Origin of the sequence: Bacillus sp. CGMCC 1.60114 (assembly GCF_042676365.1) — a bacterium.
GTDB classification, from domain to species: Bacteria; Bacillota; Bacilli; order Bacillales; family Bacillaceae_G; genus Bacillus_A; species Bacillus_A rhizoplanae_A.
Map to the genome: position 1 here is coordinate 39,918 of NZ_JBHTHG010000005.1, position 25,338 is coordinate 65,255.

The following is a 25,338-nucleotide window of genomic DNA, read 5'->3' on the forward strand; positions in this document are numbered from 1 at the left end:
AAGAGAGAAAGAGATACTTTGTATGACATTTCATCGCAGGTTGGTTCAATTCAATGGAAAAGTATGAGTACTATGAATGGGTTATTCTTCATAAGAGTTAAGATACGTTTTAGAAAAAGGAGAGAGCCGTGGTTCTCTCCTTTTTTCATAACAGATTATAACTTTAAAAAGAATAGCGATGGCTTATGTTAACGGAAGATAAACAAAAAATGTAGTTCCTTCTCCAACTTTACTCTTTACAACTACTGTTCCGCCATGTGCATGAACAATAGTTTGTGTAATAGCGAGACCTAGACCAGCTCCGCCGTACTGTCTTGTTCGAGAGCTATCTATTCGATAAAAACGGTCAAATATATAGGAAAGGTTTTCGGCCTTTATACCGGAACCATTATCCTGGACTGAAAGTTCCGCTTGATTGTCCAGGACCATTAAAGAGATTGTTATTTTTCCCGTAATGGGGTCGGTGTGTTGAACTGCATTGTGAAATAAGTTTAAGATCACTTGTTTGATTTTATCGGTATCATAATCTCCTTTTATACCTTCTGTTAGATCATATGTTATCTTTCGGTCGCCTCCCAAAACGCTTAATTGTGGCTCCATCTGCTGAATAAGTTTAGTAAGATTGGTTTCTGATACATGTAGCCCGGGTTCGCGGTCCATCTTTGCAAGAAATAATAAGTCTTCTACTAGCTTGATGATGCGCTTTGATTCGCCATGCATACTATTTAAAGCATTATAGAGCTGCTCAGGACGATCTGCTGCACCTCGCAATAACACTTCTAAGAAACCATGAATTGACGTAAGCGGTGTCCTTAGTTCGTGAGAAGCGTCAGCGATAAAGCGCCTCATTTGCTCTTTTGTTTCTCTTTCATGTTCAAAGGATGCTTCCAATCGCTCTAGCATGCCGTTATACGTTTCTGATAAACGGTCAATTTCCTCTTGCCCTTGGTGTGTAGGTAGGCGCTCAGCTAAATTGCCTGCATTTGTATTCTTCACTGCATTTACAATGTTAGAAAGAGGGACAAGTGTTTTTTTTAAAACTGGTAAATATAGTGCTAAGCCAGCAATTAGAGCTAGTCCAGATAGAACAATGAACGTGAGCAGTTGTTGAAATAGAACAGCACGTAAGGGACCGGTATCCGTTCCAATTTGAATCATATAATCAGGAGCTTGATTTAAATTGTGATCCGGACCAGCAGGAGTACCTCCAATTGGTCTGAACACTACTAACTGTTCGGTTCCTTCCTTATTATGTACCACTCTATAGTCGATTCGTTTGTGGTTTGAGAATTGCTCAAATATTTTTGTATAATCCTCGTTTGAAAGCTTTGGAGAGGACATTCCAGTGTTCCTTGCTAAATCTTTATAACTACCATCTTTCCTGATAGCTGCAAGTGAAATATCTTGTGAAAACAGGAATTTTGGTTTGTTAGGTTCAGGATGGTTTTCTACTTTATTTTGTGAATCAAAGGGAAGTAAATCTATTTCTGGCGGTAAAGACATTAGCTTTGCCTTTAACGTTTCAGCTTCATTGTTATATAGAAAGTTTTTCATCACCCAATATTGCAAAAGACCAATACTCAAAAGAATAAGAGATAAAATAAATAATGTTCGCGTTAGGAGTTGAAGGCGCAGAGAGCGAGGCAAAAGCACCTTTTTTATAAAAGAAGTAATACGTCTAATCATGGTAAATCCACACGGTAACCCGCTCCTCTAATCGTGCGAATAAGTCGGTGTTCCTTATCTTTTAATTTTTCTCGGAGCGAGCGAATATACACCTCTACAATATTTTCATCTCCTTGAAAATCATAGCCCCATACCTTATCGAGTATCATTCCCTTGCTCAATACAATTCCATGGTTGATTACAATGTATTTAAGAAGCTCATATTCCGTTGGGGAAAGTTCTAATATTTTGCTGTTAAATAGTAACTCTTTCCTACGATCATCCACTTTAAATGGGCCATAAATGACCTCTCCGAATAGATTTGGAAATTGATTGCGAAGACGAGCATGTATACGAGCGAGTAATTCCTCGAAGCTGAATGGCTTTATGACATAATCATCTGCTCCTAACGTTAGTCCCTTTACCCGATCATCCACTTCGTCTTTTGCAGTAAGCATGATAACGGAAGTGTGAGAACCGCTCTTTTTAATCATACGACACACTTCAAACCCGTCGATGCCGGGCATCATTACATCTAAGATTGCTACATGCGGCTGAAATTCTTGTGCCAAGTTAATAGCGCTTATCCCATCAGTAGCTTTCTTTACTTCATATCCTTCATTCATTAATCCTATTTCTAAAAATTGTAAAATGTGTGGTTCGTCATCTACTAACAGTATTTTAATTCCCTTAAGAGAGTGCATCTTTTTCACGCCTCCTGTCTGTAATTATTACTATTATCTACGATTATGCTGAAAATTTGCTGAAAGTAGTCTGAATTAGTAGTGAAAATTTTTTATTTCTCCTTACTTAATCCTTAATATTAAAAGGATTTTACGTGTTCAGGAAACTTTCAGCTTATATTCAAGTCCACTTCAGGTGAAAGGATGATAATGCAGCCATGGCCTAGTTCAAAATATAAAATGATGAAGGAGTTGTAATATCATGTTTTCACGATTAAAAGAACGATTAGATATGCCTTTAATATTAATAGTTTTATTGGCAGTCTTTTTAAATGGATATAACATTTGGACCGATCAATACGCAAATACTTACTATACAACTGCGGTAGCAAGTATGTTGCAAAACTTTCATAATTTCTTTTTCGGTTCTCTCGATTCAGCAGGATCTGTAACAGTAGATAAACCACCCGTTACATTTTGGATTCAAACGATAAGTGCTTATATTTTTGGTTTGCACGGTTGGAGTGTGATTCTTCCTCAGGCATTGGCTGGGGTGGGTTCAGTACTGCTCATTTATTTTTTAGTAAAACCATCTTTCGGTTTAGCTGCTGCACGACTTGGTGCTTTAGCTTTTGCATGTACGCCAATTGCAGCGGCAGTGAGCCGCACAAATAATATTGATAGTATGCTCGTATTTACCCTCTTGATAGCTACTTGGCTTTTATTTAAAAGCGTGAAGCGTAGTAGCATTTGGAGTCTCTTTGGTGCCTTTGCGGTAATAGGTTTGGCCTTCAATATGAAGATGCTACAGGCTTATATGGTACTTCCGGCTTTTTATGTCTTCTATGTTTGGGCTGCCAAAGTAAACTGGAAGAAAAAGATTGGTTTACTCTCTGCGGCAACAGTTATCATGCTTGTTATTTCTCTTTCATGGGCAGTTATTGTGGATGCTATTCCTAAAGATAAGCGTCCTTATGTTGGTAGCAGTCAGACAAACTCAGTTCTAGAATTAGCGTTTGGTTACAATGGAATTTCGCGTCTTACAGGAAATCAAGGAGGCGGCGGGGGAGCACCCGGTGTGGACAATCAACAGCAACCACCTCAAGATAACAATGAGGCGAAGCAGAACGATAACACTGAAAATGGAGTTGCTCCAATAAACGGAGATGATAATATTCAAGGCGTTCAAAGAGGTGGCCCACCCGGAGGTAATAATGGCGGTCCAGGCGGCAAGATAGGCGGTAATTTTGGAACTGGTGAGAAAGGGTTATTCCGTCTGTTCCAGTCTGAATTGTCTGGTCAGGCTAGTTGGCTTCTTCCGTTTGTTGCTATCGCTAGTATCAGCTTACTAGCTGGTTTACGAAGAAACAATATAACGTTGAAGCATAAAGAAACAGTCTTTTGGCTTGTATGGTTAATCCCGGCGATGGGATTCTTCAGTATTGCAGGTTTCTTCCATCATTATTATCTGATTATGCTTGCAGCTCCTATTGCAGCTCTGTTTGGATCCGGTTGGACACAGCTTTTTGAGGATTACAAAAACAATGCCGGCTGGAAATCCTGGTTATTGCCGGCAGCAGTTGTAGGAACAGCGGGATTCCAATGGTACATTATCCACCCTTATGATGATGTAATTGGGGCTGGGTGGTCTATTGGTATAGCGTCTGCAGGAATAATCTTTGCTCTAGTGCTTGTTTTGTTTAAGTATAGAAAGGTAAAGTTACCTCTTGCGGCAAGCATTGCAGGATTGCCTATACTGCTGATTGGACCATTGTATTGGGCTGCTACGCCAATTACGTATGGTGGAAACAGTATGTTACCACAGGCGGGACCGAGCTCGGCAGATGGTAAAGGTAATATGGGTGGTTTCCCGGGGGGAGTGATGCCTAGATTGAATGGACAAGGAGGACCTGGCAGTGGTGAACTTCTAGCCGAACAAGATTATGCTGATGGATCTAATACTTCATCAGAAAATCGTATGAAAGTTTCAATGGCTAGCGGGCAACCTTCAGGAATGCTAAGAAACAAGCAAGCAGGAATGGGTAGCGAGAGTTTAGATAGTAAAACTTTGTCATACTTAAAGAAAAACAATACTGGTGAACAATATTTGTTTGCTACAACAAGCTATCAAACTGCAGCCCCTTACATGATAGACAAAGGGGAGTCCGTCATAATAATGGGTGGATTTTCCGGTTCTGATCCGGTTTATACCGTTGAAGAATTAAAGAAATTAGTATCAAGTGGAAAAGTGAAATACTTCCTCATTTCAGATGAAGGGATGCGACGCGGAAGTTCTGAAGCGACAAAGTGGATTCAGGAATATGGTGAGAAAATTCCATCTGAAGAGTGGCAGACAATGCAAAATAGCGACAAGGAAAGAGGGAATATGGGTGGTCCTGGGCGCTCAAACACTTTATATAAAGTAACATTGTAAAGGAGTAGAACAAGAATGAGAAACAATGTATGCTATTCGATTATAATCCCCATGTATAACGAAGAAGCAGTTATTGAAGAAACTTATCGAAGACTGAAAAAGGTCATGAAGGATACGAATGATACGTATGAGTTATTGTTCATTAACGATGGGAGTCAAGACAAATGTGCTGATATTATAAAGGACTTTGCTAGAGGGGATAAAACAGTAAAGCTCATTGATTTTTCCCGGAATTTTGGTCATCAGATTGCAATTACAGCTGGCGTGGATTATGCAAAAGGGGATGCGGTTATTATCATTGACGCTGATTTACAGGATCCACCTGAATTAATTTTGCAAATGATTGAAAAATGGAAGGAAGGTTATGAAGTAGTCTACGCAAAACGAATCAAGCGTAAGGGTGAAACATGGTTTAAAAAGTGGTCGGCAAGCACGTTTTATCGCGTGCTTCGCGCTTCCACCGATATCGATATACCAGTGGATACTGGAGATTTTCGTCTTATGGACCAAAAGGTATGTAAAGAAATGAAACGGATAAATGAGAATAATAGGTTTGTACGAGGATTAGTCAGTTGGGTCGGATTTCGTCAAACTGCAGTTGAATATGTTCGAGATGAAAGGATGGCAGGTGAAACCAAATATCCTCTTAAGCGAATGATAAAGCTATGCTTGGATGGAATTCTTTCCTTCTCTTATAAGCCGTTGAAGTTGGCGATTTATTCCGGATTGCTTCTATCTGGGTCGGGTTTCCTATATCTTATGTATGTTCTATATCTTACTATATTTACTGAGGCAACCATGAAAGGCTGGCCTTCTATAATTAGTATTATGCTAATTTTTAACGGTTTTATGTTATTTATGCTAGGGATTATCGGTGAATATATTGGGCGGATTTACGATGAAACAAAAGGAAGACCTTTATATATTGTCCGAGAATTTTATGGGGAACAGATAAAGGAAAAGTCAATCACGAACCATGAGGTAGTGTATGAATAAGAGTTTGATACAAGTTTTGAAATTCTTGGCAGTGGGTGTGCTTAATACTGGTATCGATATAATGATTTTTACACTGCTGGTCAAGGAGGAGGTACCGTTTTTATTGGCACAGTGGATATCTTATAGTTGTGGCGTAGCGAGTAGTTACTTACTTAACAGACGATGGACGTTCCAACAAAAGGGAAGAAAACAAGTTGTAAAAGAACCATTGAAATTTATATGCGTGAATCTTTTAAGTCTTGTTGTAGTATCTCTAATACTAAGTGGTATGCATGACACTTTAGAGCAGTCTTTGGCTGTTTCTAAAGTGACTGCAACATTGATTGGTAGTTTAATAAATTTCATAGGAAGCCGATATTGGGTGTTCCGTGTTTCTTGCAATAAAGAAGTGGGACCCAATGAAAATTAAAAAACAGCTATTTTGACAGCCGATCCAGGCACCTGTTTTTTGCATTCTTCAAATTGCTTTTCATTCTATGTTTAGTTGAAAATGTATAAAGTAATTATCTTTTTATTTCTTCAGATTATACAAAAAATACGCTTTATAATGGGAAATGTGTGTGATAGAGTAATAAAAAGAGGAGATTATTTTACATAAAAATCCATAATAGGAATAGTAATGTATGTACCTATTATAAATGTCAGCTAACAAGGGGGAGAACAATGAGGAAAAGAAATACGCAAGCGTTCACGTTTTTAGCATGGACATCTTTCGTTTGTGCGCTTTCTGGAATGTTAATTGGTATTTATACGCTAGATGAACCACTTAGTGTAAAAGGATACTATTTAATAGGAACATTATTTTTAACAATGTCTTGTTTTGTACTGCAAAAAACAATTCGTGATAATGAGGAAGATAATGCAAACAACATCCATGCTGAACCAGTTTCCAAAAAAGAAACAATTGAGAAGTAAGAACAGATTCTGTTTAATGTTAATGGAATTTTATATAGCAAGTTGATAAGAGAGGCGAAAGCCTTTCTTTTTTTGTTCAAAAATGAGTGAAGTGTGCTGTGTTCACTTGCTTGAACTACTGAAAATTTGGTATCATCAATAGTATTGTAGATTGTACGATATATTATGGAGGTGGCCTAGCCGTGTCAAGAATTTCCGTTGAGAATGTAAAGCATGTTGCGCATTTAGCACGTCTTGCAATTACAGATCAAGAAGCAGAAAAATTTCAAAAACAACTCGATGCAATTGTTACATTTGCTGAGCAGTTAAATGAATTAGATACAACAAACGTAAAACCAACAACTCATGTACTAGATATGAAGAATATTATGCGTGAAGATGTACCTGAAAAAGGTTTACCAGTTGAAGAAGTATTAAAAAATGCACCGGATCACAAAGATAATCAAATCCGTGTTCCAGCAGTTTTAGAATAGAGGAGGGGAATTTCGATGTCATTATTTGATCATTCTGTATCAGAGTTACATAAGAAATTACAAAGCAAAGAAATTTCCGTTACGGATTTAGTAGACGAATCTTACAAACGTATTGCGGATGTTGAAGATAACGTAAAAGCTTTTCTTACATTAGATGAAGAAAATGCACGTGCAAAAGCGAAAGAATTAGATGCGAAATTAGGCGCTGAAGATAACGGTTTACTATTTGGTATGCCAATTGGTGTAAAAGATAACATTGTAACAAAAGGTCTTCGTACAACGTGTGCGAGTAAAATATTAGCAAACTTTGATCCAATTTACGATGCAACAGTTGTGCAAAAGCTAAACGCTGCTGACACAATTACAATCGGTAAATTAAACATGGACGAGTTTGCAATGGGTTCTTCTAATGAAAACTCTGGTTTTTATGCAACAAAGAACCCATGGAACTTAGATTATGTTCCAGGTGGATCTAGCGGTGGTTCTGCAGCAGCAGTAGCGGCAGGAGAAGTATTATTCTCTTTAGGTTCTGATACAGGTGGTTCGATCCGTCAACCAGCTGCATATTGCGGCGTTGTTGGTTTAAAACCAACATATGGTCGTGTATCTCGCTTTGGTTTAGTTGCATTTGCATCTTCACTTGACCAAATTGGACCGATTACACGTACAGTAGAAGACAATGCATACTTACTGCAAGCTATTTCAGGTGTTGACCGCATGGATACAACTTCTGCAAACATTGAAGTTGGTAACTACTTAGCTGGTTTAACAGGTGATGTAAAAGGCTTACGTATTGCTGTACCAAAAGAATATTTAGGTGAAGGTGTTGGCGAAGAGGCTCGTGAGTCCGTACTAGCTGCTTTAAAAGTGTTAGAAGGCATGGGTGCGACTTGGGAAGAAGTTTCACTTCCACACTCTAAATATGCATTAGCAACATACTATTTAATTTCTTCTTCTGAAGCGTCTGCTAACCTTTCACGTTTTGATGGCGTACGTTACGGCGTTCGTTCTGATAATGTGAATAACTTAATGGATCTTTATAAGAATACACGCAGCGAAGGCTTCGGTGATGAAGTAAAACGTCGTATTATGCTTGGTACATTTGCTCTTAGCTCTGGTTACTATGATGCATATTACAAAAAAGCACAACAAGTACGTACATTAATTAAAAATGACTTTGAAAATGTATTTGCAAACTATGATGTTATTATCGGACCAACAACGCCAACTCCAGCGTTTAAAGTGGGCGAAAAAATCGATGATCCAATGACAATGTATGCAAACGACATTTTAACAATCCCAGTAAACTTAGCAGGTGTTCCAGCAATTTCTGTTCCATGTGGATTCGGCGCAAACAACATGCCACTTGGACTACAAATTATCGGTAAACACTTCGATGAAGCAACAATTTATCGCGTTGCACATGCGTTCGAGAAAGTAACAGATTATCATACAAAAAAAGCAAGTCTGTAAGGAGGCGAGCATAGATGAATTTTGAAACAATTATCGGTTTAGAGGTTCACGTTGAGTTAAAAACAAATTCGAAAATTTTCTCTGCGAGTCCAACAGAATTCGGAGCGGATCCAAATACACAAACAAGTGTAATTGACTTAGGATATCCTGGGGTGCTTCCAACTCTAAATAAAGAAGCAGTTAACTTTGCAATGAAAGCTGCGATGGCATTAAACTGTGAGATCGCAACAGAAACAAAATTTGACCGTAAAAACTATTTCTATCCAGATAACCCGAAAGCGTACCAAATTTCTCAATATGATAAACCAATTGGAGAAAATGGTTGGATTGAAATTGAAGTAGATGGTAAAAAGAAACGCATCGGTATTACACGTCTTCATTTAGAAGAAGACGCAGGGAAATCAACGCATACAAGCGAAGGATACTCCCTAGTAGACTACAACCGCCAAGGTATGCCATTAATTGAAATCGTATCTGAGCCAGATATGCGTACACCAGAAGAAGCATATGCTTACTTAGAAAAACTAAAATCAATCATTCAATATACAGGCGTATCTGATTGTAAGATGGAAGAGGGTTCTCTTCGCTGTGATGCGAACATTTCGCTTCGTCCAGTTGGACAAGAAAAGTTCGGTACAAAAGCAGAACTGAAAAACTTAAACTCTTTCACTTACGTACAAAAAGGTCTTGAGTTTGAACAGGCACGTCAAGAAAAAGAACTATTATCTGGTGGTATCATCCAACAAGAAACACGTCGTTATGATGAAGCAACGAAGAAAACAATCTTAATGCGTGTAAAAGAAGGATCTGACGATTACCGTTACTTCCCAGAGCCGGATTTAGTTGAACTTTACATCGATGATGAGTGGAAAGAACGTGTTCGTGCTTCTATTCCTGAACTTCCAGATGCTCGTAAAGTACGTTATGTTGAAGAGCTTGGCTTACCAGCTTACGATGCACACGTATTAACATTAACGAAAGAGATGTCTGATTTCTTTGAAGCAACAGTTGTAGATGGTGCAGACGCGAAATTAACATCAAACTGGTTAATGGGTGAAGTATTAGCATACTTAAACAAACAACAAAAAGAATTAAAAGACGTAGCATTAACACCAGCTGGTTTATCTAAAATGATTCAATTAATTGAAAAAGGTACAATTTCGTCTAAAATTGCGAAAAAAGTATTTAACGAGTTAATTGAAAATGGTGGAGACCCAGAAGAAATCGTAAAAGCAAAAGGTCTTGTTCAAATTTCGGACGAAGGAGCGCTTCGTAAAATCGTAACCGAAATTCTTGATAATAACGAACAGTCTATTGAAGATTTCAAAAACGGTAAAGATCGTGCAATTGGTTTCTTAGTTGGTCAAATTATGAAAGCAACAAAAGGACAGGCAAATCCACCGCTTGTTAATAAAATCTTACTTGAAGAGATTAATAAACGATAAGCTGGAAAACACCAAAGATTAAACAGAAAAACACCCAAATATGGGTGTTTTTCTGAGTTAATCAAACGTTTGTTTAAATAATATTTCGTTTAAACAAACGTTTGATTAACTGACAAATATAAGAAAAAAGCCGTCAGTTAAGTATGGTATGATAGTTGCAAAAAGGTTGTAATAATGATAAATCTAAATCTAGAGGTAATTTTTTCATGATATGATATGAAATAAATGTTGATTTAGTGTTAACAATGAAACTATATGCTTTGTTAGGTTTAAGGAAGTATATGTAGAATTGAGAGGAGGGTATGCATAGGAATGCTAAGCAAATGCTTGGCGGCTATTCCTTTCCCTTTTTGATGAATGAGGGTTTTCCTGTGCTAATGTTATATGAAACGTGCAAGAATTATTTATAATCCAACTTCTGGTCGCGAGTTATTTAAGAAAAACTTACCAGAAGTACTACAAAAGTTAGAGAAAGCAGGGTATGAAGCATCATGTCATGCGACGACAGGCCCTGGAGATGCGACTGTGGCAGCGAGGCAAGCGGCAGAGCGTAAGTTTGATGTTGTGATTGCAGCCGGTGGTGACGGTACGCTAAATGAAGTGGTGAATGGGTTAGTGGGTAATGACCATCGCCCGAAGTTTGGAATTATTCCAGTTGGAACGACAAATGACTTTGCCCGGGCGATTGGTGTACCTCGTTCAATCGAAGAAGCTGTTGATATCATTTGTGCGGGTCAAACGGTACCTCTTGATCTTGGAAGAGCAAATGATACATATTTTATTAATATTGCTGGTGGTGGCCGTATTACAGAATTAACATACGAAGTGCCAAGTAAATTAAAAACAGTACTCGGACAACTTGCATATTATTTAAAAGGTATTGAAATGCTACCATCTTTACATCCGACATATGTAGAAATTGAGTATGATGGCAAAATGCTGCAAGAAGAAATTACAATGTTTTTAATTACAAATACACGATCTGTTGGCGGTTTTGAAAAAGTAGCACCGTATGCATCAATTAATGATGGTTTATTTGATTTGTTAATATTAAAAAAAGGATCGATTGCGGATTTAATAAAAGCAGCGTCACAAGCGCAGCGCGGTGAGCATATAAATAATCCGAAAGTATTATATACACAAGCAAATCGAATTAAAGTACATTCAACAGAAAAATTAATGATTAATTTAGATGGTGAATACGGCGGGGATGCACCGATGGAGTTTGAAAATGTGTATCACTGTTTGGAATTATTCATTCCAGAACAAAAAGAAACTACCTTGTAAAAGGTAGTTTTTTGTAAAGAGTGTAAATTGGTGTTTTGTTGTTTCTTTATTGTATCTTTACAATTCCTTCATAGTTCATATATATTCCATTGTTACAATAAAGGTGAGTAACAAAGGGAAGGTAGGAGGTTATGGGGGAAATGAAAGCAATTTTATTTGATAAAGATGGTACATTAATGGATTTTCATTCCATTTGGGTAAAAGTTGCAGAGGAAGTTGTTGCAGAGCTAATTCGAACATATAAACTACCTACAACGTTACAAACAACGTTGCTGAAAGAGATTGGCGTAGAAGAAATGTTTGTGAATCCGCATAGTGTATTGGCTGCGGGAACAAGTATGGACTTAGCATATATCTTTTGTCAGTATGTGCCATCCATTTCTGCACCTGAAATGCGAGAATGGATAAGTGAAAAGTTATTCTCCTTTATGTATGTACAGCGTGCGCATATGAAAATGACAGCGGATTTACCAAAACTACTAACAAAATTAAGAGAACAAGGGTATATTCTCGGTGTTGTCACAGCAGACGATTATGAACCTACGCAGTTATTTTTACAGCAATATCAACTACAATCGTTTTTTGAATTTATCGTAACGTCAGATACATTTCCAGCGCAAAAGCCAAATAAGCAAATTGTAGACGCGTTTTGTGACCGGTTTCAACTGCATCCTTCTGAAGTTGTGATTGTAGGAGATACACCAACAGATATGCATTTAGCTCAAAATAGCGGAGCGGGTTATGCGATTGGTGTTCTTTCAGGAACAGGTGATCAAGAAACGTTAGCGCCACTAGCTGACATATTGTTGCCATCTGTAGGAGAGTTGATTTCTGATTCTGGTAAGTTAGTATGGAATGAAACGGAAAAATTCATTGAAAATAGATAGAAATCTTTCAGGTAAGTCTATAAAGACTCGTTTTGAGTCTTTATAGACTTATTTTTTGTGCCAAAATCTATAGAAATATAGGAGTACAGTGTGCTTTAAAGTTGGCATGCATTTTGCATTATAAAAAGCAAATCACTAAAAGAGGTGGAATATACAATGAAAACAAATTTTGCTAAAGTTAATCAAACTATTCCGGGTTCAAAAGCAGCTCCATTATTTGAACGCCGCCAAAATATCGTACCAAGAGGAGTAAGTAATGGAATTCAAACATTTGTACAATCGGCTCACGGGGCGCTTGTTACAGATGTGGATGGAAATCAATTTATCGATTTTGCTGGGGCGATCGGTACAATCAACGTCGGACATTGTCACCCGACTGTTACAGAAGCTCTTCATAAGCAAATCGATCAATATATCCATACTGGTTTTAACGTAATGATGTATGAATCGTATATTGAATTGGCAGAAAAACTAGCTGCGTTAGCGCCAGGTGCTTTTGATAAAAAAGTATTGTTTTTAAACAGCGGAGCTGAAGCTGTTGAAAATGCAGTGAAAATTGCTCGTAAGTATACGAAGCGAACAGGAATTATTGCATTTTCAAAAGGGTTTCATGGCCGTACATTAATGACGATGACAATGACAAGTAAAGTAAAGCCATATAAGGATGGATTTGGTCCGTTTGCACCAGAGGTTTATAAAGCTCCATTCCCTTACGAATATCGCCGTCCAGCTGGACTAACAGAAGAACAATATGAAGATTTTATCATTGAAGAGTTCAAAAACTTCTTAATCACAGAGGTTGCGCCAGAAAGTATTGCAGCTGTTGTGATGGAGCCTGTACAAGGGGAAGGCGGCTTTATCGTTCCTGGTAAAAAGTTTGTGAAAGAAGTACATCGTTTATGTGCTGAACACGGCATTTTGTTTGTTGCTGATGAAATTCAAACAGGATTTGGCCGTACGGGTAAATATTTTGCTATTGATCATTATGATGTAGTACCAGATTTAATTACTGTGTCTAAATCACTAGGAGCAGGTGTACCAATTAGTGGTGTAATTGGCCGAAAAGAAGTAATGGATGAGGCTGCACCTGGTGAATTAGGCGGAACGTATGCTGGAAGTCCATTAGGATGCAGTGCTGCATTAGCTGTTCTTGAAGTAATGGAGAAGGAAAATTTAAATGAACGTGCTGTGCATATTGGGAAAGTAGTAATGGATCGTTTCCATCAAATGGCTGAAAAATATGAATGCATTGGTGATGTTCGCGGATTAGGAGCAATGTGTGCCTTTGAATTAGTAAAAGATAAAGTAACGAAAGAGCCGGATAAAGCGTTAGCTGCAAGTCTTACTGCAGAAGCAAATAAGAGAGGTTTATTGCTATTAACGGCAGGGGCATATGGAAATGTCGTTCGCGTTTTAATGCCGCTTGTTATTACAGATGAGCAACTTGAAGAAGGTCTTAACATTCTTGAAGAATCACTTCAAGCTTGTTATGGAAAAGTAGATAAAGCACACGTATAAGCTATAAGCGTATTGAGCTTCCTGTAAAATATTCATTTTAAAAACTTGTTTGCAACTGTTCCAGTTCTCCCTGTTATATAATAATGACAAAGTATTATATAAATTGGACGTATTTGGATATCATTTATCTTCTAAGGTAAACCCATCAATCTAGGATATTTCAAATGCTCTTTATCATAGCAGGGTTATAAAACTTTGAAAATATTTAAACTTCAGGGAGTGACTGGGATGGTGGCGGAAAAGGAACGAGTATTTATGGATTTAAAAGATGTATTTGAACATGCATTTGATGAGATTTTTGTAACAGATGAGAAAGGGATTGTTGTTCGTGTCAACAGCATGTGCGAAAGACATTACCAGCTACCAGCAGAAAAATTGATTGGCAAGAGTGTAAAAGAGTTACAAAAGGAAGGGATTTTTTATCCGTCCGCAACGCTTGAGGTTATCGAAAAAGGGAAGCCGATTGAATTAGTGCAGACGACAAAGTCAGGGGAATATTTACATGTTCGAACACGTCCGGTTTTCGATGACCACGGTAATTTAAGAAGGGTTATTAGCTACTCGCGAGATTTAACAGAGCTCTATCAATTGCGAAAAAAGGTAGAGACTATGGCGGATCAATTAAAAACGTATAAAAAAGAATTGCGAGAAACATATGAGCATGAAGGGCTTATTTTTAAAAGTGCAGTTATGCAGAGGATAGTTGACACGATAAGAAAAGTATCCGTAGTAGATAGTACGGTTCTTGTTTTAGGAGAAACAGGAGTTGGAAAAAGTAGATTAGTACGTCATCTACATGAACTTAGCCATCGTAAAAATGAAATGTTTTATGAGATCAATTGTGCGGCTTTGCCAACAAATTTAATTGAATCTGAACTGTTTGGATATGCAAGTGGCTCCTTTACAGGTGCGCACCGTGAAGGGAAAAAAGGGATTTTAGAACTAGCTCATAAGGGAACACTCTTTTTAGATGAAATTGGAGAAATGCCTCTTGAAATTCAAGCGAAGCTTTTACAAGTATTACAGGAAAAAACATTCCGCCCAGTAGGAGGAAGGGAATTAAAAAAAGTAGATGTACGCATTGTGGCTGCAACAAATAGAAATTTGAAAGAAATGGTGAAACAGGGAACGTTTCGAAAGGATTTATATTACCGCCTTAATGTGATTCCGATTTATATTCCTCCTTTACGTGATAGACAAGAAGATATTTTACCACTAGTCTATTATTACTTGCAGCATTTTAATGAGAAGTATGGGCGTAATGTGAAGCTATCTCCGTATGTATTACAAGCATTTTTAGAGTATCCTTGGGAAGGGAATAACCGAGAAATAGAAAATGTGATGGAACGTGTTGTTATTACTACGGATGAGCTTGTTACCATGGAAGACTTACCATTATCTATGCAAAATTCTACAATTGAACAATCTGGAAAAGGTTTGTATGAAATGTTAGAGGAAGTAGAACGCAATATTATTGTGAAAGCGTATAAAGCACATCAATCAAGCTACAAAGTAGCAGAGAATTTAAAAATTAGTCAGTCCGCAGCAACTAGAAAAATTAAAAAGTTTGTTGGAGAAGAACTTCTCATTGGCGGAGAAGAAGGAATTTAAAAAAGTACCATTGCCTTTGAATGTTTCTTTCGTGATTGGTACGGTAAATATAAAGGAGGATGAAAAGGTTGGATAAAAAAACAATGGCTATCAATTTAGATAAGAAAGCGATGTATATTAATGGGGAATTTGTTCATTTACATGAACAAATTGAAATTAACAATCCGGCCACACAAGAAGTATTTGCTACTGTTCCAAAAGGTGGAGTAACTGAAGCAAAGCAAGCGGTAGATGCTGCACATGAAGCGTTTAAGACTTGGTCAAAGCTAACGGCAGCTGAGCGTGCGAACAAATTGAAAAAGTGGTTCACATTAATTGATGATCATAAAGAAGAAATTGCAGCTATTATGACAAAGGAACAAGGAAAACCATTCGCGGAAGCGCTTGGTGAAGTAAACTATGCGAATAGCTTTGTAGAATGGTATGCAGAAGAAGGGAAACGTGTATATGGAGACATGATTCCTGCTTCTCATCCGAATAAACGTATTCTTGTATCGAAACAGCCTGTTGGTGTAATTGCAGCAATTACGCCATGGAACTTTCCAGCAGCGATGATTACAAGAAAAGTGGCGCCTGCATTAGCAGCGGGATGTACGGCGGTTGTAAAACCAGCAAGCCAAACACCATTAACAGCATTAAAATTAGCTGAACTTGCACATGAAGCAGAAATTCCAAAAGGTGTCATAAATATTGTAACAGGAAGTGCGAAAGCAATTGCTGATACATGGATGAATGACGGGCGCGTAAGAAAAGTATCTTTTACTGGATCAACAGAAATTGGAAAAGAATTGATGCGCGGTGCAGCTGAAACAGTGAAAAAAGTTTCATTAGAATTAGGTGGTCATGCACCGTTTATTGTAATGAATGATGCAGATTTAGATAAAGCTGTAGAAGCAGTAATCGGCTCGAAATTCCGTAATGCAGGTCAAACGTGCATTTGTACGAATCGAGTTTTTGTTCAAGAAGATGTGTATGAAAGCTTCGTAGAGAAATTCCAAACAGCTGTAGGAGAACTAAAAGTAGGTGACGGTTTTGCAGCAGGCACGACTGTTGGACCACTTATTGATGAGTCAGCTGTTGAAAAAGTACAAGAACATATAGAAGATGCGATTCAAAAGGGTGGAAAGGTACTTAATGGCGGACAAAAGATCACAGAATTAAATGGTCATTTTGTTCAACCGACTGTAATTGGCGAAGCACATGATGATATGCTATGTATGACAGAAGAAACATTTGGACCGGTTGCACCTGTTGCGAAATTTAAAACAGCTGAAGAGGTAATTGAGCGTGCAAATAATACGCCATATGGCTTAGCAGCATATATCTTTACAACAAATATTAGCCAAGCATTCCAAATTAGCGAAGCATTGGAATACGGGATTATTGGTTTAAATGACGGTCTTCCATCTGTCGCACAAGCCCCATTTGGCGGATTTAAAGAAAGTGGTATTGGTCGTGAAGGCGGTTACTTTGGAATTGAAGAGTACTTAGAAATTAAATATATTTCGTTAGGGCTATAAAGTAGTGGGTGCTTAATGCCCAAAATAGAGGAATAAAAAAGAGTCACATCAACGAAAACGTTGATGTGACTCTTTTTATTTTATTTATTAAAACGCCCAGTTTCCTTTACGGAAGATTGGTTCATGTGTACCATCTGCTGTAATACCATCAATATCTAGTTCAGCAGAACCGATCATAAAGTCTACGTGTGTAATACTAGAGTTTGCACCATTTTCTGCTAGTTCTTCTTTAGACATCGTTTTACCGCCGTCTAAGTTAAAAGCATAAGCATTACCGATTGCTAAATGGCAAGATGCATTTTCATCAAATAGTGTATTGTAGAATAAAATATTTGTATTCGAAATAGGTGAGTCATGCGGTACTAATGCAACTTCTCCTAAGAAATGAGAGCCTTCATCTGATTCGACTAAATGTTTTAATGTTTCTTCGCCAACTTCAGCTTTGAAGTCTACAATGCGGCCGTTTTCAAATGTAAGCGTAAAATTATCGATAACATTTCCAGCATAAACTAATGGTTTTTTACTTGTTACATAGCCGTTTACACCTGTTTTTAAAGGCATTGTAAATACTTCTTCTGTTGGAATGTTTGCCATGAATGGTACATCCTTTTCGTTAACGCTGCCAGCACCAACCCATAAATGCTTTTCAGGAAGTTCGATTGTTAAATCTGTGCCTGGTCCTTTATAGTATAGTGCTTTATAGTGTTTGTCGTTTAAATTGTTTACTTTCGTATGTAAGTTACTATTATGTTCGTTCCAAGCTTGAACAGGATTTTCTAAATTAGCACGAGTTGCTTGGAAAATTGCATCCCATAATTTTGCTACTTGTTCTTCTTCCGGTACATCAGGGAACACTTTTGCTGCCCATTCTGTTGTTGGAACAGAAATAACGCACCAGCTTACTTTATCAGCCATCATATATTCGCGAACTGCTTTCATTGCTTCTCCAGCTGCTCTATTTGCGCTAGCAATGCGCTTTGGATCTACACCTTTTAATAAATCAGGGTTTTCTGCGTAAATGGATAAAAATGCTGCACCTTCTTTTGCTAGTTCTTCGCGTGCATGCGCTTTCCAAGCAGGAAATTCAGAAAATGCTTCTTCTGGTGCTAAGTCGAATTTTAAGCGTGTTAAATTTTCATCAACCCAATCGACATAGACATGCTTTGCACCTGACTCATAAGCTTTCTTTGTAACAAGACGAACAAATGGAGCAGCTTCAATTGGCGCGCCAATACTTAATGTTTGTCCCGGTTGAATATTTACTCCGACATTTACTGCTAGAGCAGCGTACTTTTCTAACGTTTGTTCAAATGACATATATATTCTCCTTTGCATAAATAGTTCTTATAAATATAATACAGGAAAATTCTGAAAATATAAATAGAACCCGATTGGAATCGGGTTCTATGTTCTTATTTAATTGCCAGTGCAAACTGTTCTACTGTTGTTGAGTTATGAATACGGACGCGTTTTATACGTAACAATTCATCTGGTTCACCTTTTTCAATAAATTGACCGGATTTTGTTGTTGTCGCGAATTGGTAATATTTTTTTGTTTCAGCAACAACATGGTCATTTACATGGCCAAATGGATAAGCAATAGCGATAACGGGTTTTCCAGTAATCTTTTCGAGTTTTTCCTTCGATCCTTTTAGCTCTTCTTCGTAGTTTGTAATTTTCGGCAAATCTGCATGTGTTGCTGTATGAGATTGAACAGAAAAAATGCCAGAATCGATCATTTCTTTTATATCTGCTGTAGACATTGAGCCTTCTGTATCGATGGAATTGACAATTACATACTCTGTCGCGGTTGGTTTGAACTTATCATCTTTAAGCTTTTGTAAAATATGAAAGGCATTCATATTATTTTTCATACCATCATCAAATGTAACAAAAATCGGTTTGTTGACTTTGTTAATGTCTCCCCAGCGTTCAAAGGTTAACAATGTGTAGCCATTGTCTTTCAAATATTGCATTTGCGCTTCAAAGTTGGCAGGAGATACAAACAAATCTTTCAGGCCGTAGCCCTCTTTATAATCATCAATCGCATGATACATTAGAACCGGTGCGTATTGCTGGAATACAATTGCCGATGTTGTAAGTGGAATAGTTTTCCCATCTTCCTTTACACCGTTTGCTTCTATTTGATATTCTCCGCGCTTTTCTTCAAATTCTTTTAGATCAAACGGTAAAGAAAAATCATTCTCTTTTCCTTTAGAAGAAAATGTTTTTGCGCTCTCTTTTCCGTCAGCAGTGCGCCAAATTTTATATTGTACTTCTGTAATTGGCACTTTTACATCTTTCGTATATAAAACTGTATTTTTTGATTCGTATGTAATCGGATTCCACGAAATAGCTCCTTGTGGCTGCACTTTCTCTTCCGTTTTCTTTTTTGTTTGCTGCTCAGCAGCGTGTACTTCCTTTTTTGGATCTAGTTGAGTTGCATGACTACAACCAGAGATGAACAGCGTAGACAGTAATATAGTTGAAATATATTTTTTCATCGTGTAAGCATCCTTTAATAAAAATGTATGAAAAGAAGTGGTTTTTTCAATGCAACAGTTTTAAATAGTTAGTTGCGTTCCCTTACCAATGATGCAAATTCTGCCATTGATGTTTTAGGGCCGACAAAATGCCGTTTAATTAAATATTGTTCGTTCGGCTCACCTTTTGTCATGTGATTTCCATGATTCGTTGTCACTGCGAACTCATAATATTTTTTCGTTTCTGCAATTGTTTGATCATTATAAGAGCCTACAGGGTAAGCAAGAGCAATTACTTTTTTACCAGTAATACTTTCGATTTTTTCTTTTGATCCATGTAATTCTTCATCGTAATTATTTGCATAAACCATCATAGTATGATTAGCTGTGTGCGATTGTATGGAGAAGATACCGGAGTTTAGCATTTGTTTAATATCATCTGTTGATAGACGATTTGGCGTATCGATTGTATTTGAAACAACAAATTCTGTTGCTGCTGGCTGAAATTTGTCATCTCTTAAATTTTGTAAAATATGAAGGGCATTCATATTATTTTTTCTCCCGTCATCAAATGTTACAAAGACAGGCTTATTGACGCGATTAATATCACCCCAACGTTCAAACGTCAGCATTGTATACCCGTTATCTTTTAAATACTTCATATGTGTTTCGAATTGCTCTGGGGGCACATATAAGCTTGACGTACCATCACCTGGTCCTGAATATTTTTCAATTGCATGATACATTAGAAATGGTACAGATTGTTGAAAGGTAATTGTGGATTTAGCAAGAGGTACTTGTGTGCCGTCTTCTTTTACTCCTGTTGTTTCAATTTGATATTCCCCGCGTTTCAAATTGAAGGTTTTTAAGTGGAATGGCAAAGCAAAGTTACGTTCTTTTTCTTGAGATGAAAATGTTTGTTTGCTTTCAGGGCCATCAGCAGTGCGCCAAACATGGTATTGTACTTGTTTAAACGCATCTTGTAAATTACTCATATAGAGCACAGTATTTTTTGCATCAGGTGCAAATGGCTCCCACGTTATGTTCCCTTGCGTTAAAGGAACAGTTACTGTTTTTGCTTCCACTTTTTTCGGTTCCATTTTTTTCTCAGCAGTTGCATCTTTTTTCTGTTTATCACCAGTTACACTAGTGTTGCAACCTGTGAGAATGGTGGAAGAAAGTAAAGCAATTAGTGCATATTTCTTCATCATATCCATCCTTCTATTGTGTATTATACCCTTGTTAATCATATCACTCTCATATATAGAGGGAAATATCCTTTTTTGGTTAAATACAACAAAAATGCTGTATTTTCTTAGTTTATGATGAAAATGTAAAATTTTTGTGAAGAAAACAAAAAGCAGCTTCCTATTCTAAATAGGAAGCTGCTTGCATGATTAGATAAACAACCCTGCAATTGTTGCAGATAAAATAGAAGCCATCGTCGAAGCACAAAGAAGTTTCCATCCAAAGCGTGATACAATGCGCCCTTGTTTTTCAGATAGAGCACGAATTGTACCGACAATGGCACCGATTTGACTAATGCTTGCAAAGCTGATTAAGAATACTGTAACAATTCCAACTGTACGCGGGGATAATGTAGTTATGATTTTCTTTAAATCTAGAATCGCAACGAATTCGTTTAATGCAATTTTTGTCCCCATAATACCGCCGGCAGAAATCACATCGTGTGCTGGAATTCCCATTAAGAATGCAAACGGTGAAAGAATGTAACCGAAAATTTGTTGTAGTGTAATTTTATGGCCAAGTGCGCCTGATGCGTAAGAAATCACGAAGTTTACAACTTCCATTACACCGATAAAAGCAATCATTAATGCCGCAACAATTCCGGCTACTTTTAAACCGTCTAATGCACCGTTAATCAACGCGTCGATTAAGCTGCTGCCAAAAAGATTTTTATCGAACTTTTGCAGTTTTTCATCTTCTTGCGCCGTATCAACTGGTGTTAATAGTGAACAAACGATTAGACTAGAGAATAAGTTCAGTGGCAGGGCTACTAATACGTATTTTGTATCTAACATCATCACATAAGATGCTGTGACAGAAGCAGATACAGAGCTCATTGCCGAGCAGCAGATGATAAACAAACGATTTGTATTAAAATGCTGGAGATCATTTTTAATAACAAGTAACGCTTCACTTGATCCAAAGAAGACGGAGTTTACAGCGTGGAACGATTCCACACGCGGCAAACCTGTAATTTTCGAAATCGCACCGCCAACAACGCGAACGATGAAAGGTAAAACACCAAGATAACTAAAAATAGAAAGTAGTGCTGAGAAAAAGACAATAATTAATAATACATTGAAGAAAAAGACAAAATCTTTATGAATGCCGTTAAATAAAAAGTCTACACCTGTAGTACCAAGTTTAATCAATTTATTGAAGACTTTACCGATCCAAAAAATAATTTGCTGACCAGTTTTTGTACCAAATACAAACCAACCAATTAAAATTTGGAAAACAAGCATAATAATAATAGCGCGGAAATTAACTTTTGCTCTGTTGTTGGAAAAAGCAAAACAAATTCCTAATACGGCAAGAATGCCGATAATACTCATTACATAGTGCACAAAATTTTCTCCTTTCAGATGCTGTTAAGTAAATAGAAGAGTTAACCTCAAAGATTCTAAGTTATACGTATGATGTCTGACCTTTAAAATAAAAATAAAAAAAGACCCATACAGATCGACTTCCTTCTATGCGAGAAAGCTAATCAATATGAGTCTTTGTATATAAAAAAAAGCTAATATTCATTAGTTTTCCCCATAGTCCAGCAATTTCCGGTTGCCGGGTAGAGACTCTCGATCCATATCATCAAGTATATATGAGGTAACACCATCCGTATGCAATTAGTAGTAAGCGTAACATTAATCGACAAAAATCGTCAATAGCTTTTTTTCTTCCAATGGCTAAAGGACAGGGGAGTATGGTAAAATGTAACGCAGTGTGATGAAAAAAGAGAGGTCGGAAAATGAGTAATAAAATGACGCCACCAGTTGAAAAAAATGAGTTTATAGATGTAGTGTTTGAAGATTTAACACATGACGGTGCCGGTGTTGCGAAAGTAGATGGCTATCCTATTTTCGTGAAAAATGGATTACCAGGTGAAGAAGCACAAATTAAAATTATTAAAGTGAAAAAGAACTTTGCTTTCGGTCGTTTAATGAAGCTTCATAAAGAAAGTCCATATCGCAAAGAGGCAGAATGTCCAGTATATAACCAGTGCGGCGGTTGTCAGCTTCAGCACTTAACATATGAAGGACAGCTGCAAGCAAAAGAAAAACAAGTGCGTGACGTTATGCAACGCATCGGTGGACTGCATGATGTGCCTGTTCATCCTGTTCTTGGCATGGAAAATCCATGGGTATATCGAAATAAAGCACAAGTGCCAATTGGAGAACGTGAAGGCGGACTTGTAGCTGGTTTCTACCGCCAAGGAACGCATGACATCATTAATATGGAAACATGCTTAATTCAAGCAGAGGAAAACGATACATTAATTCAAGAAATAAAACGCATTTGTGAGAAACACGGCATCACGGCATACAACGAAGAGCGTCATAAAGGAACGCTTCGTCACGTAATGGCTCGCTACGGACAAGTAACAGGCGAAATCATGCTTGTCTTTATTACACGTACGGCAGAGCTTCCAAACAAAAATGCAATCATCGAAGAAATTACAGAGAAGTTCCCAAATGTAAAGTCGATCGTCCAAAACGTAAACAACAAACGTACGAACGTAATTTTTGGTGACACAACGACAGTCCTATACGGATCAGAATATATTTATGATTTCATCGGTGATATTAAATTTGCTATTTCAGCACGTTCATTCTATCAAGTAAACCCAACGCAAACGAAAGTACTGTACGACAAAGCGCTTGAGTACGCAAAACTAGATGGAAACGAAACAGTTATCGACGCGTATTGCGGCATCGGAACAATCTCCTTATTCCTAGCGCAAAAAGCGAAAAAAGTATACGGTGTTGAAATCGTACCAGAAGCAATCGAAGACGCAAACCGAAACGCAGAACTAAACAACATGACAAACGTTGAATTTGGCGTAGGCGAAGCAGAAGTAGTCATTCCAAATTGGTACAAACAAGGTATCATCGCTGACACAATCGTAGTCGATCCACCGCGTAAAGGCTGTGATGAAGCACTACTAAACACAATTATTGATATGAAACCAAAGCGCGTTGTATACGTATCCTGTAATCCAGCAACACTTGCCCGTGATTTGAAAGTTCTTGAAGAAGGCGGATATAAAACGCAGGAAGTTCAGCCTGTGGATATGTTCCCGCATACTACGCACGTGGAGTGTGTTGCTTGGCTTAAGTTGGTATAATAGAAAAGCAGTTGATATAGAAAAAATCTATACCATCTGCTTTTTTGTTTATAAAAATACCATTCAGGACCGATTTTAGTTAAAATAAATATTGCCGATTTACACAGATTATAAATGCACAAATGTACTTGTGTTTCATAATAAGTTATGAAGCATGATATAAATGTAATATTTGGCTTTATATTTTTTGATCGAGAGTTTGAAGTTGTATTCATAGTGAGAGGATTTGAATTTGAAATGATAGATAATTTTTGGCGTGATTTACCACGACCATTTTTTGTACTTGCACCAATGGAAGATGTGACAGATGTTGTTTTTCGTCACGTAGTAAGTGAAGCCGGTCGACCGGATGTATTTTTCACGGAGTTTACAAACTCGGATAGCTATTGCCATCCAGAGGGTATGAAAAGTGTGCGTGGCCGTTTGATTTTTACAGAAGATGAACAGCCAATGGTGGCGCATATTTGGGGGGATAATCCCGAATATTTCCGTCAAATGAGTATTGGCATGGCAGAGCTAGGATTTAAAGGTATCGATATTAATATGGGCTGTCCTGTACCGAATGTGGCATCGAGAGGGAAAGGTAGTGGCCTTATTCTGCGTCCAGACGTTGCGGCAGAACTTATTCAAGCAGCAAAAGCTGGCGGACTGCCTGTCAGCGTGAAAACACGACTTGGCTTTAAGGAGTTAAATGAGTGGGAGGAGTGGTTAACGCATATTTTCAAACAGGATATTGCGAACCTTTCTATTCATTTACGTACAAGAGAAGAAATGAGCCAAGTAGATGCGCACTGGGAGCTAATTCCGGAAATCAAAAAATTACGTGACCGCATCGCACCAAATACGCTACTAACAATCAATGGAGACATTCCTGACCGTCAAACTGGGCTGCAGCTTGCTGAACAATATGGTATTGATGGCGTTATGATCGGGCGAGGTATTTTTAAAAATCCTTTTGCTTTTGAAAAAGAGCCAAAAGAGCACACCAGTAAAGAACACCTTGATCTTTTAAGACTACAGCTTGATCTTCAAGATCAATATGCGGAAGTACTACCACGTTCAATCACAGGGCTTCATCGCTTTTTCAAAATTTATGTAAAAGGATTCCATGGAGCTGCTGAATTAAGAAATCAATTGATGAGCACGAAATCAACAGATGAAGTGCGTGCATTGCTTGATAAATTTGAAAAGAGTGTTGATGAGGCAGGGGACAGTGAAAATGATGTAACTCTCAAAAGTTAGAGAGAGATGAATTACATCAACTTATGTGTATTTATTTTGTTCAGTTTCGGGTTCCTTTGCAGACGGCAACTAAAAGAAAAAGGTTTTAAGAGTGTAATAAAACAACCAGCACCCTTGTGTTGCCACGAACACTCTGAGTATGTGGAGTGTGTGGTTTGGTTGAGTTTAAGATGAGGCAACTTTCCTTTGGGAGAGTTGTCTTTTTATGTTTCTTGAAATATATGAGGTAGTATTTCTTGGTGTTTTTAGCATAACCTTCCCAGGTATTAATCCGGATAAGACTACAAAACACACCTTTAAAATGTTAAAGTATTAATTTAGCGGACATTAACTA

General features: G+C 37.6%; 20 protein-coding genes and 1 riboswitch. Of the genes, 14 read left to right on the forward strand and 6 right to left on the reverse strand.

The window, feature by feature from the left end:
- Positions 1–183: 183 nt before the first annotated feature.
- Together ACFQZ1_RS02515 and ACFQZ1_RS02520 are read right to left on the reverse strand one after the other, a co-directional pair.
- Entirely contained in the window at positions 184–1,686 is a 1,503-nt protein-coding gene (locus tag ACFQZ1_RS02515) for a sensor histidine kinase (protein WP_377880527.1), read from the reverse strand.
- Positions 1,683–2,369, reverse strand: coding sequence for a response regulator transcription factor (locus ACFQZ1_RS02520; protein WP_377880528.1), 687 nt, complete (start codon positions 2,367–2,369; stop codon positions 1,683–1,685). Before ACFQZ1_RS02520 ends, ACFQZ1_RS02515 begins: the two co-directional genes overlap by 4 nt.
- A gap of 241 nt (positions 2,370–2,610) precedes the next feature.
- Here ACFQZ1_RS02520 and ACFQZ1_RS02525 point away from each other — a divergent pair, with 241 nt between their 5' ends.
- The 12 genes from ACFQZ1_RS02525 to ACFQZ1_RS02580 all read left to right on the forward strand — a co-directional run bounded on the left by ACFQZ1_RS02525 (position 2,611) and on the right by ACFQZ1_RS02580 (position 16,907).
- The gene (locus ACFQZ1_RS02525; protein ID WP_377880529.1) at positions 2,611–4,782 is read left to right on the forward strand and encodes a glycosyltransferase family 39 protein; all 2,172 of its coding nucleotides are present in this window, start codon (positions 2,611–2,613) and stop codon (positions 4,780–4,782) included.
- Positions 4,783–4,797: 15 nt separating this feature from the next.
- Positions 4,798–5,778: a glycosyltransferase family 2 protein gene (locus ACFQZ1_RS02530; RefSeq protein WP_377880530.1), complete on the forward strand. Its 981-nt coding sequence runs from the start codon at positions 4,798–4,800 to the stop codon at positions 5,776–5,778.
- Positions 5,771–6,187, forward strand: coding sequence for a GtrA family protein (locus ACFQZ1_RS02535; RefSeq protein WP_377880531.1), 417 nt, complete (start codon positions 5,771–5,773; stop codon positions 6,185–6,187). Before ACFQZ1_RS02530 ends, ACFQZ1_RS02535 begins: the two co-directional genes overlap by 8 nt.
- Positions 6,188–6,441: 254 nt before the next feature.
- The gene (locus tag ACFQZ1_RS02540) at positions 6,442–6,693 is read left to right on the forward strand and encodes a YiaA/YiaB family inner membrane protein (protein ID WP_377880532.1); all 252 of its coding nucleotides are present in this window, start codon (positions 6,442–6,444) and stop codon (positions 6,691–6,693) included.
- Between the two features lie 182 nt (positions 6,694–6,875).
- On the forward strand, positions 6,876–7,166 hold the full coding sequence (gatC, locus tag ACFQZ1_RS02545) for an Asp-tRNA(Asn)/Glu-tRNA(Gln) amidotransferase subunit GatC (RefSeq protein ID WP_017154187.1): 291 nt from the start codon (positions 6,876–6,878) through the stop codon (positions 7,164–7,166).
- Positions 7,167–7,181: 15 nt separating this feature from the next.
- Positions 7,182–8,639: an Asp-tRNA(Asn)/Glu-tRNA(Gln) amidotransferase subunit GatA gene (gene gatA, locus ACFQZ1_RS02550; protein ID WP_377880533.1), complete on the forward strand. Its 1,458-nt coding sequence runs from the start codon at positions 7,182–7,184 to the stop codon at positions 8,637–8,639.
- Between the two features lie 14 nt (positions 8,640–8,653).
- The gene (gene gatB / locus ACFQZ1_RS02555) at positions 8,654–10,084 is read left to right on the forward strand and encodes an Asp-tRNA(Asn)/Glu-tRNA(Gln) amidotransferase subunit GatB (RefSeq protein ID WP_377880535.1); all 1,431 of its coding nucleotides are present in this window, start codon (positions 8,654–8,656) and stop codon (positions 10,082–10,084) included.
- A gap of 384 nt (positions 10,085–10,468) precedes the next feature.
- The gene (locus ACFQZ1_RS02560; RefSeq protein ID WP_377880536.1) at positions 10,469–11,371 is read left to right on the forward strand and encodes a diacylglycerol kinase; all 903 of its coding nucleotides are present in this window, start codon (positions 10,469–10,471) and stop codon (positions 11,369–11,371) included.
- Positions 11,372–11,502: 131 nt separating this feature from the next.
- A complete protein-coding gene (locus ACFQZ1_RS02565) occupies positions 11,503–12,258 on the forward strand; it encodes an HAD family hydrolase (RefSeq protein ID WP_377880537.1) in 756 nt (251 codons plus the stop codon).
- Positions 12,259–12,414: 156 nt separating this feature from the next.
- Complete coding sequence (gene gabT / locus ACFQZ1_RS02570) at positions 12,415–13,776, forward strand: 4-aminobutyrate--2-oxoglutarate transaminase (RefSeq protein ID WP_377880538.1); 1,362 nt, start codon at positions 12,415–12,417, stop codon at positions 13,774–13,776.
- Between the two features lie 228 nt (positions 13,777–14,004).
- Entirely contained in the window at positions 14,005–15,387 is a 1,383-nt protein-coding gene (locus ACFQZ1_RS02575) for a sigma-54 interaction domain-containing protein (RefSeq protein ID WP_377880539.1), read from the forward strand.
- 110 nt (positions 15,388–15,497) lie between these two features.
- Positions 15,498–16,907 carry an NAD-dependent succinate-semialdehyde dehydrogenase gene (locus ACFQZ1_RS02580; protein WP_377880624.1) on the forward strand — a complete coding sequence of 470 codons (1,410 nt, stop codon included), beginning with the start codon at positions 15,498–15,500 and terminating at the stop codon, positions 16,905–16,907.
- Positions 16,908–16,994: 87 nt separating this feature from the next.
- Here the strand turns inward: ACFQZ1_RS02580 and ACFQZ1_RS02585 are convergent, their stop codons facing one another.
- From ACFQZ1_RS02585 to ACFQZ1_RS02600, 4 genes are all read right to left on the reverse strand, one after another.
- The gene (locus ACFQZ1_RS02585) at positions 16,995–18,224 is read right to left on the reverse strand and encodes an aminopeptidase (RefSeq protein ID WP_377880540.1); all 1,230 of its coding nucleotides are present in this window, start codon (positions 18,222–18,224) and stop codon (positions 16,995–16,997) included.
- 95 nt (positions 18,225–18,319) lie between these two features.
- Complete coding sequence (locus ACFQZ1_RS02590; RefSeq protein WP_377880541.1) at positions 18,320–19,411, reverse strand: polysaccharide deacetylase family protein; 1,092 nt, start codon at positions 19,409–19,411, stop codon at positions 18,320–18,322.
- Between the two features lie 68 nt (positions 19,412–19,479).
- Positions 19,480–20,598, reverse strand: coding sequence for a polysaccharide deacetylase family protein (locus ACFQZ1_RS02595; protein ID WP_377880625.1), 1,119 nt, complete (start codon positions 20,596–20,598; stop codon positions 19,480–19,482).
- Between the two features lie 189 nt (positions 20,599–20,787).
- The gene (locus ACFQZ1_RS02600; protein ID WP_377880542.1) at positions 20,788–21,984 is read right to left on the reverse strand and encodes a NupC/NupG family nucleoside CNT transporter; all 1,197 of its coding nucleotides are present in this window, start codon (positions 21,982–21,984) and stop codon (positions 20,788–20,790) included.
- Between the two features lie 176 nt (positions 21,985–22,160).
- Positions 22,161–22,262: riboswitch (purine riboswitch) on the reverse strand.
- A 123-nt stretch (positions 22,263–22,385) separates the two neighbouring features.
- Here ACFQZ1_RS02600 and rlmD point away from each other — a divergent pair.
- On the forward strand, positions 22,386–23,762 hold the full coding sequence (gene rlmD, locus ACFQZ1_RS02605) for a 23S rRNA (uracil(1939)-C(5))-methyltransferase RlmD (RefSeq protein WP_377880543.1): 1,377 nt from the start codon (positions 22,386–22,388) through the stop codon (positions 23,760–23,762).
- Positions 23,763–23,999: 237 nt separating this feature from the next.
- Entirely contained in the window at positions 24,000–25,004 is a 1,005-nt protein-coding gene (locus ACFQZ1_RS02610) for a tRNA dihydrouridine synthase (protein ID WP_377880544.1), read from the forward strand.
- Positions 25,005–25,338: the final 334 nt, after the last annotated feature.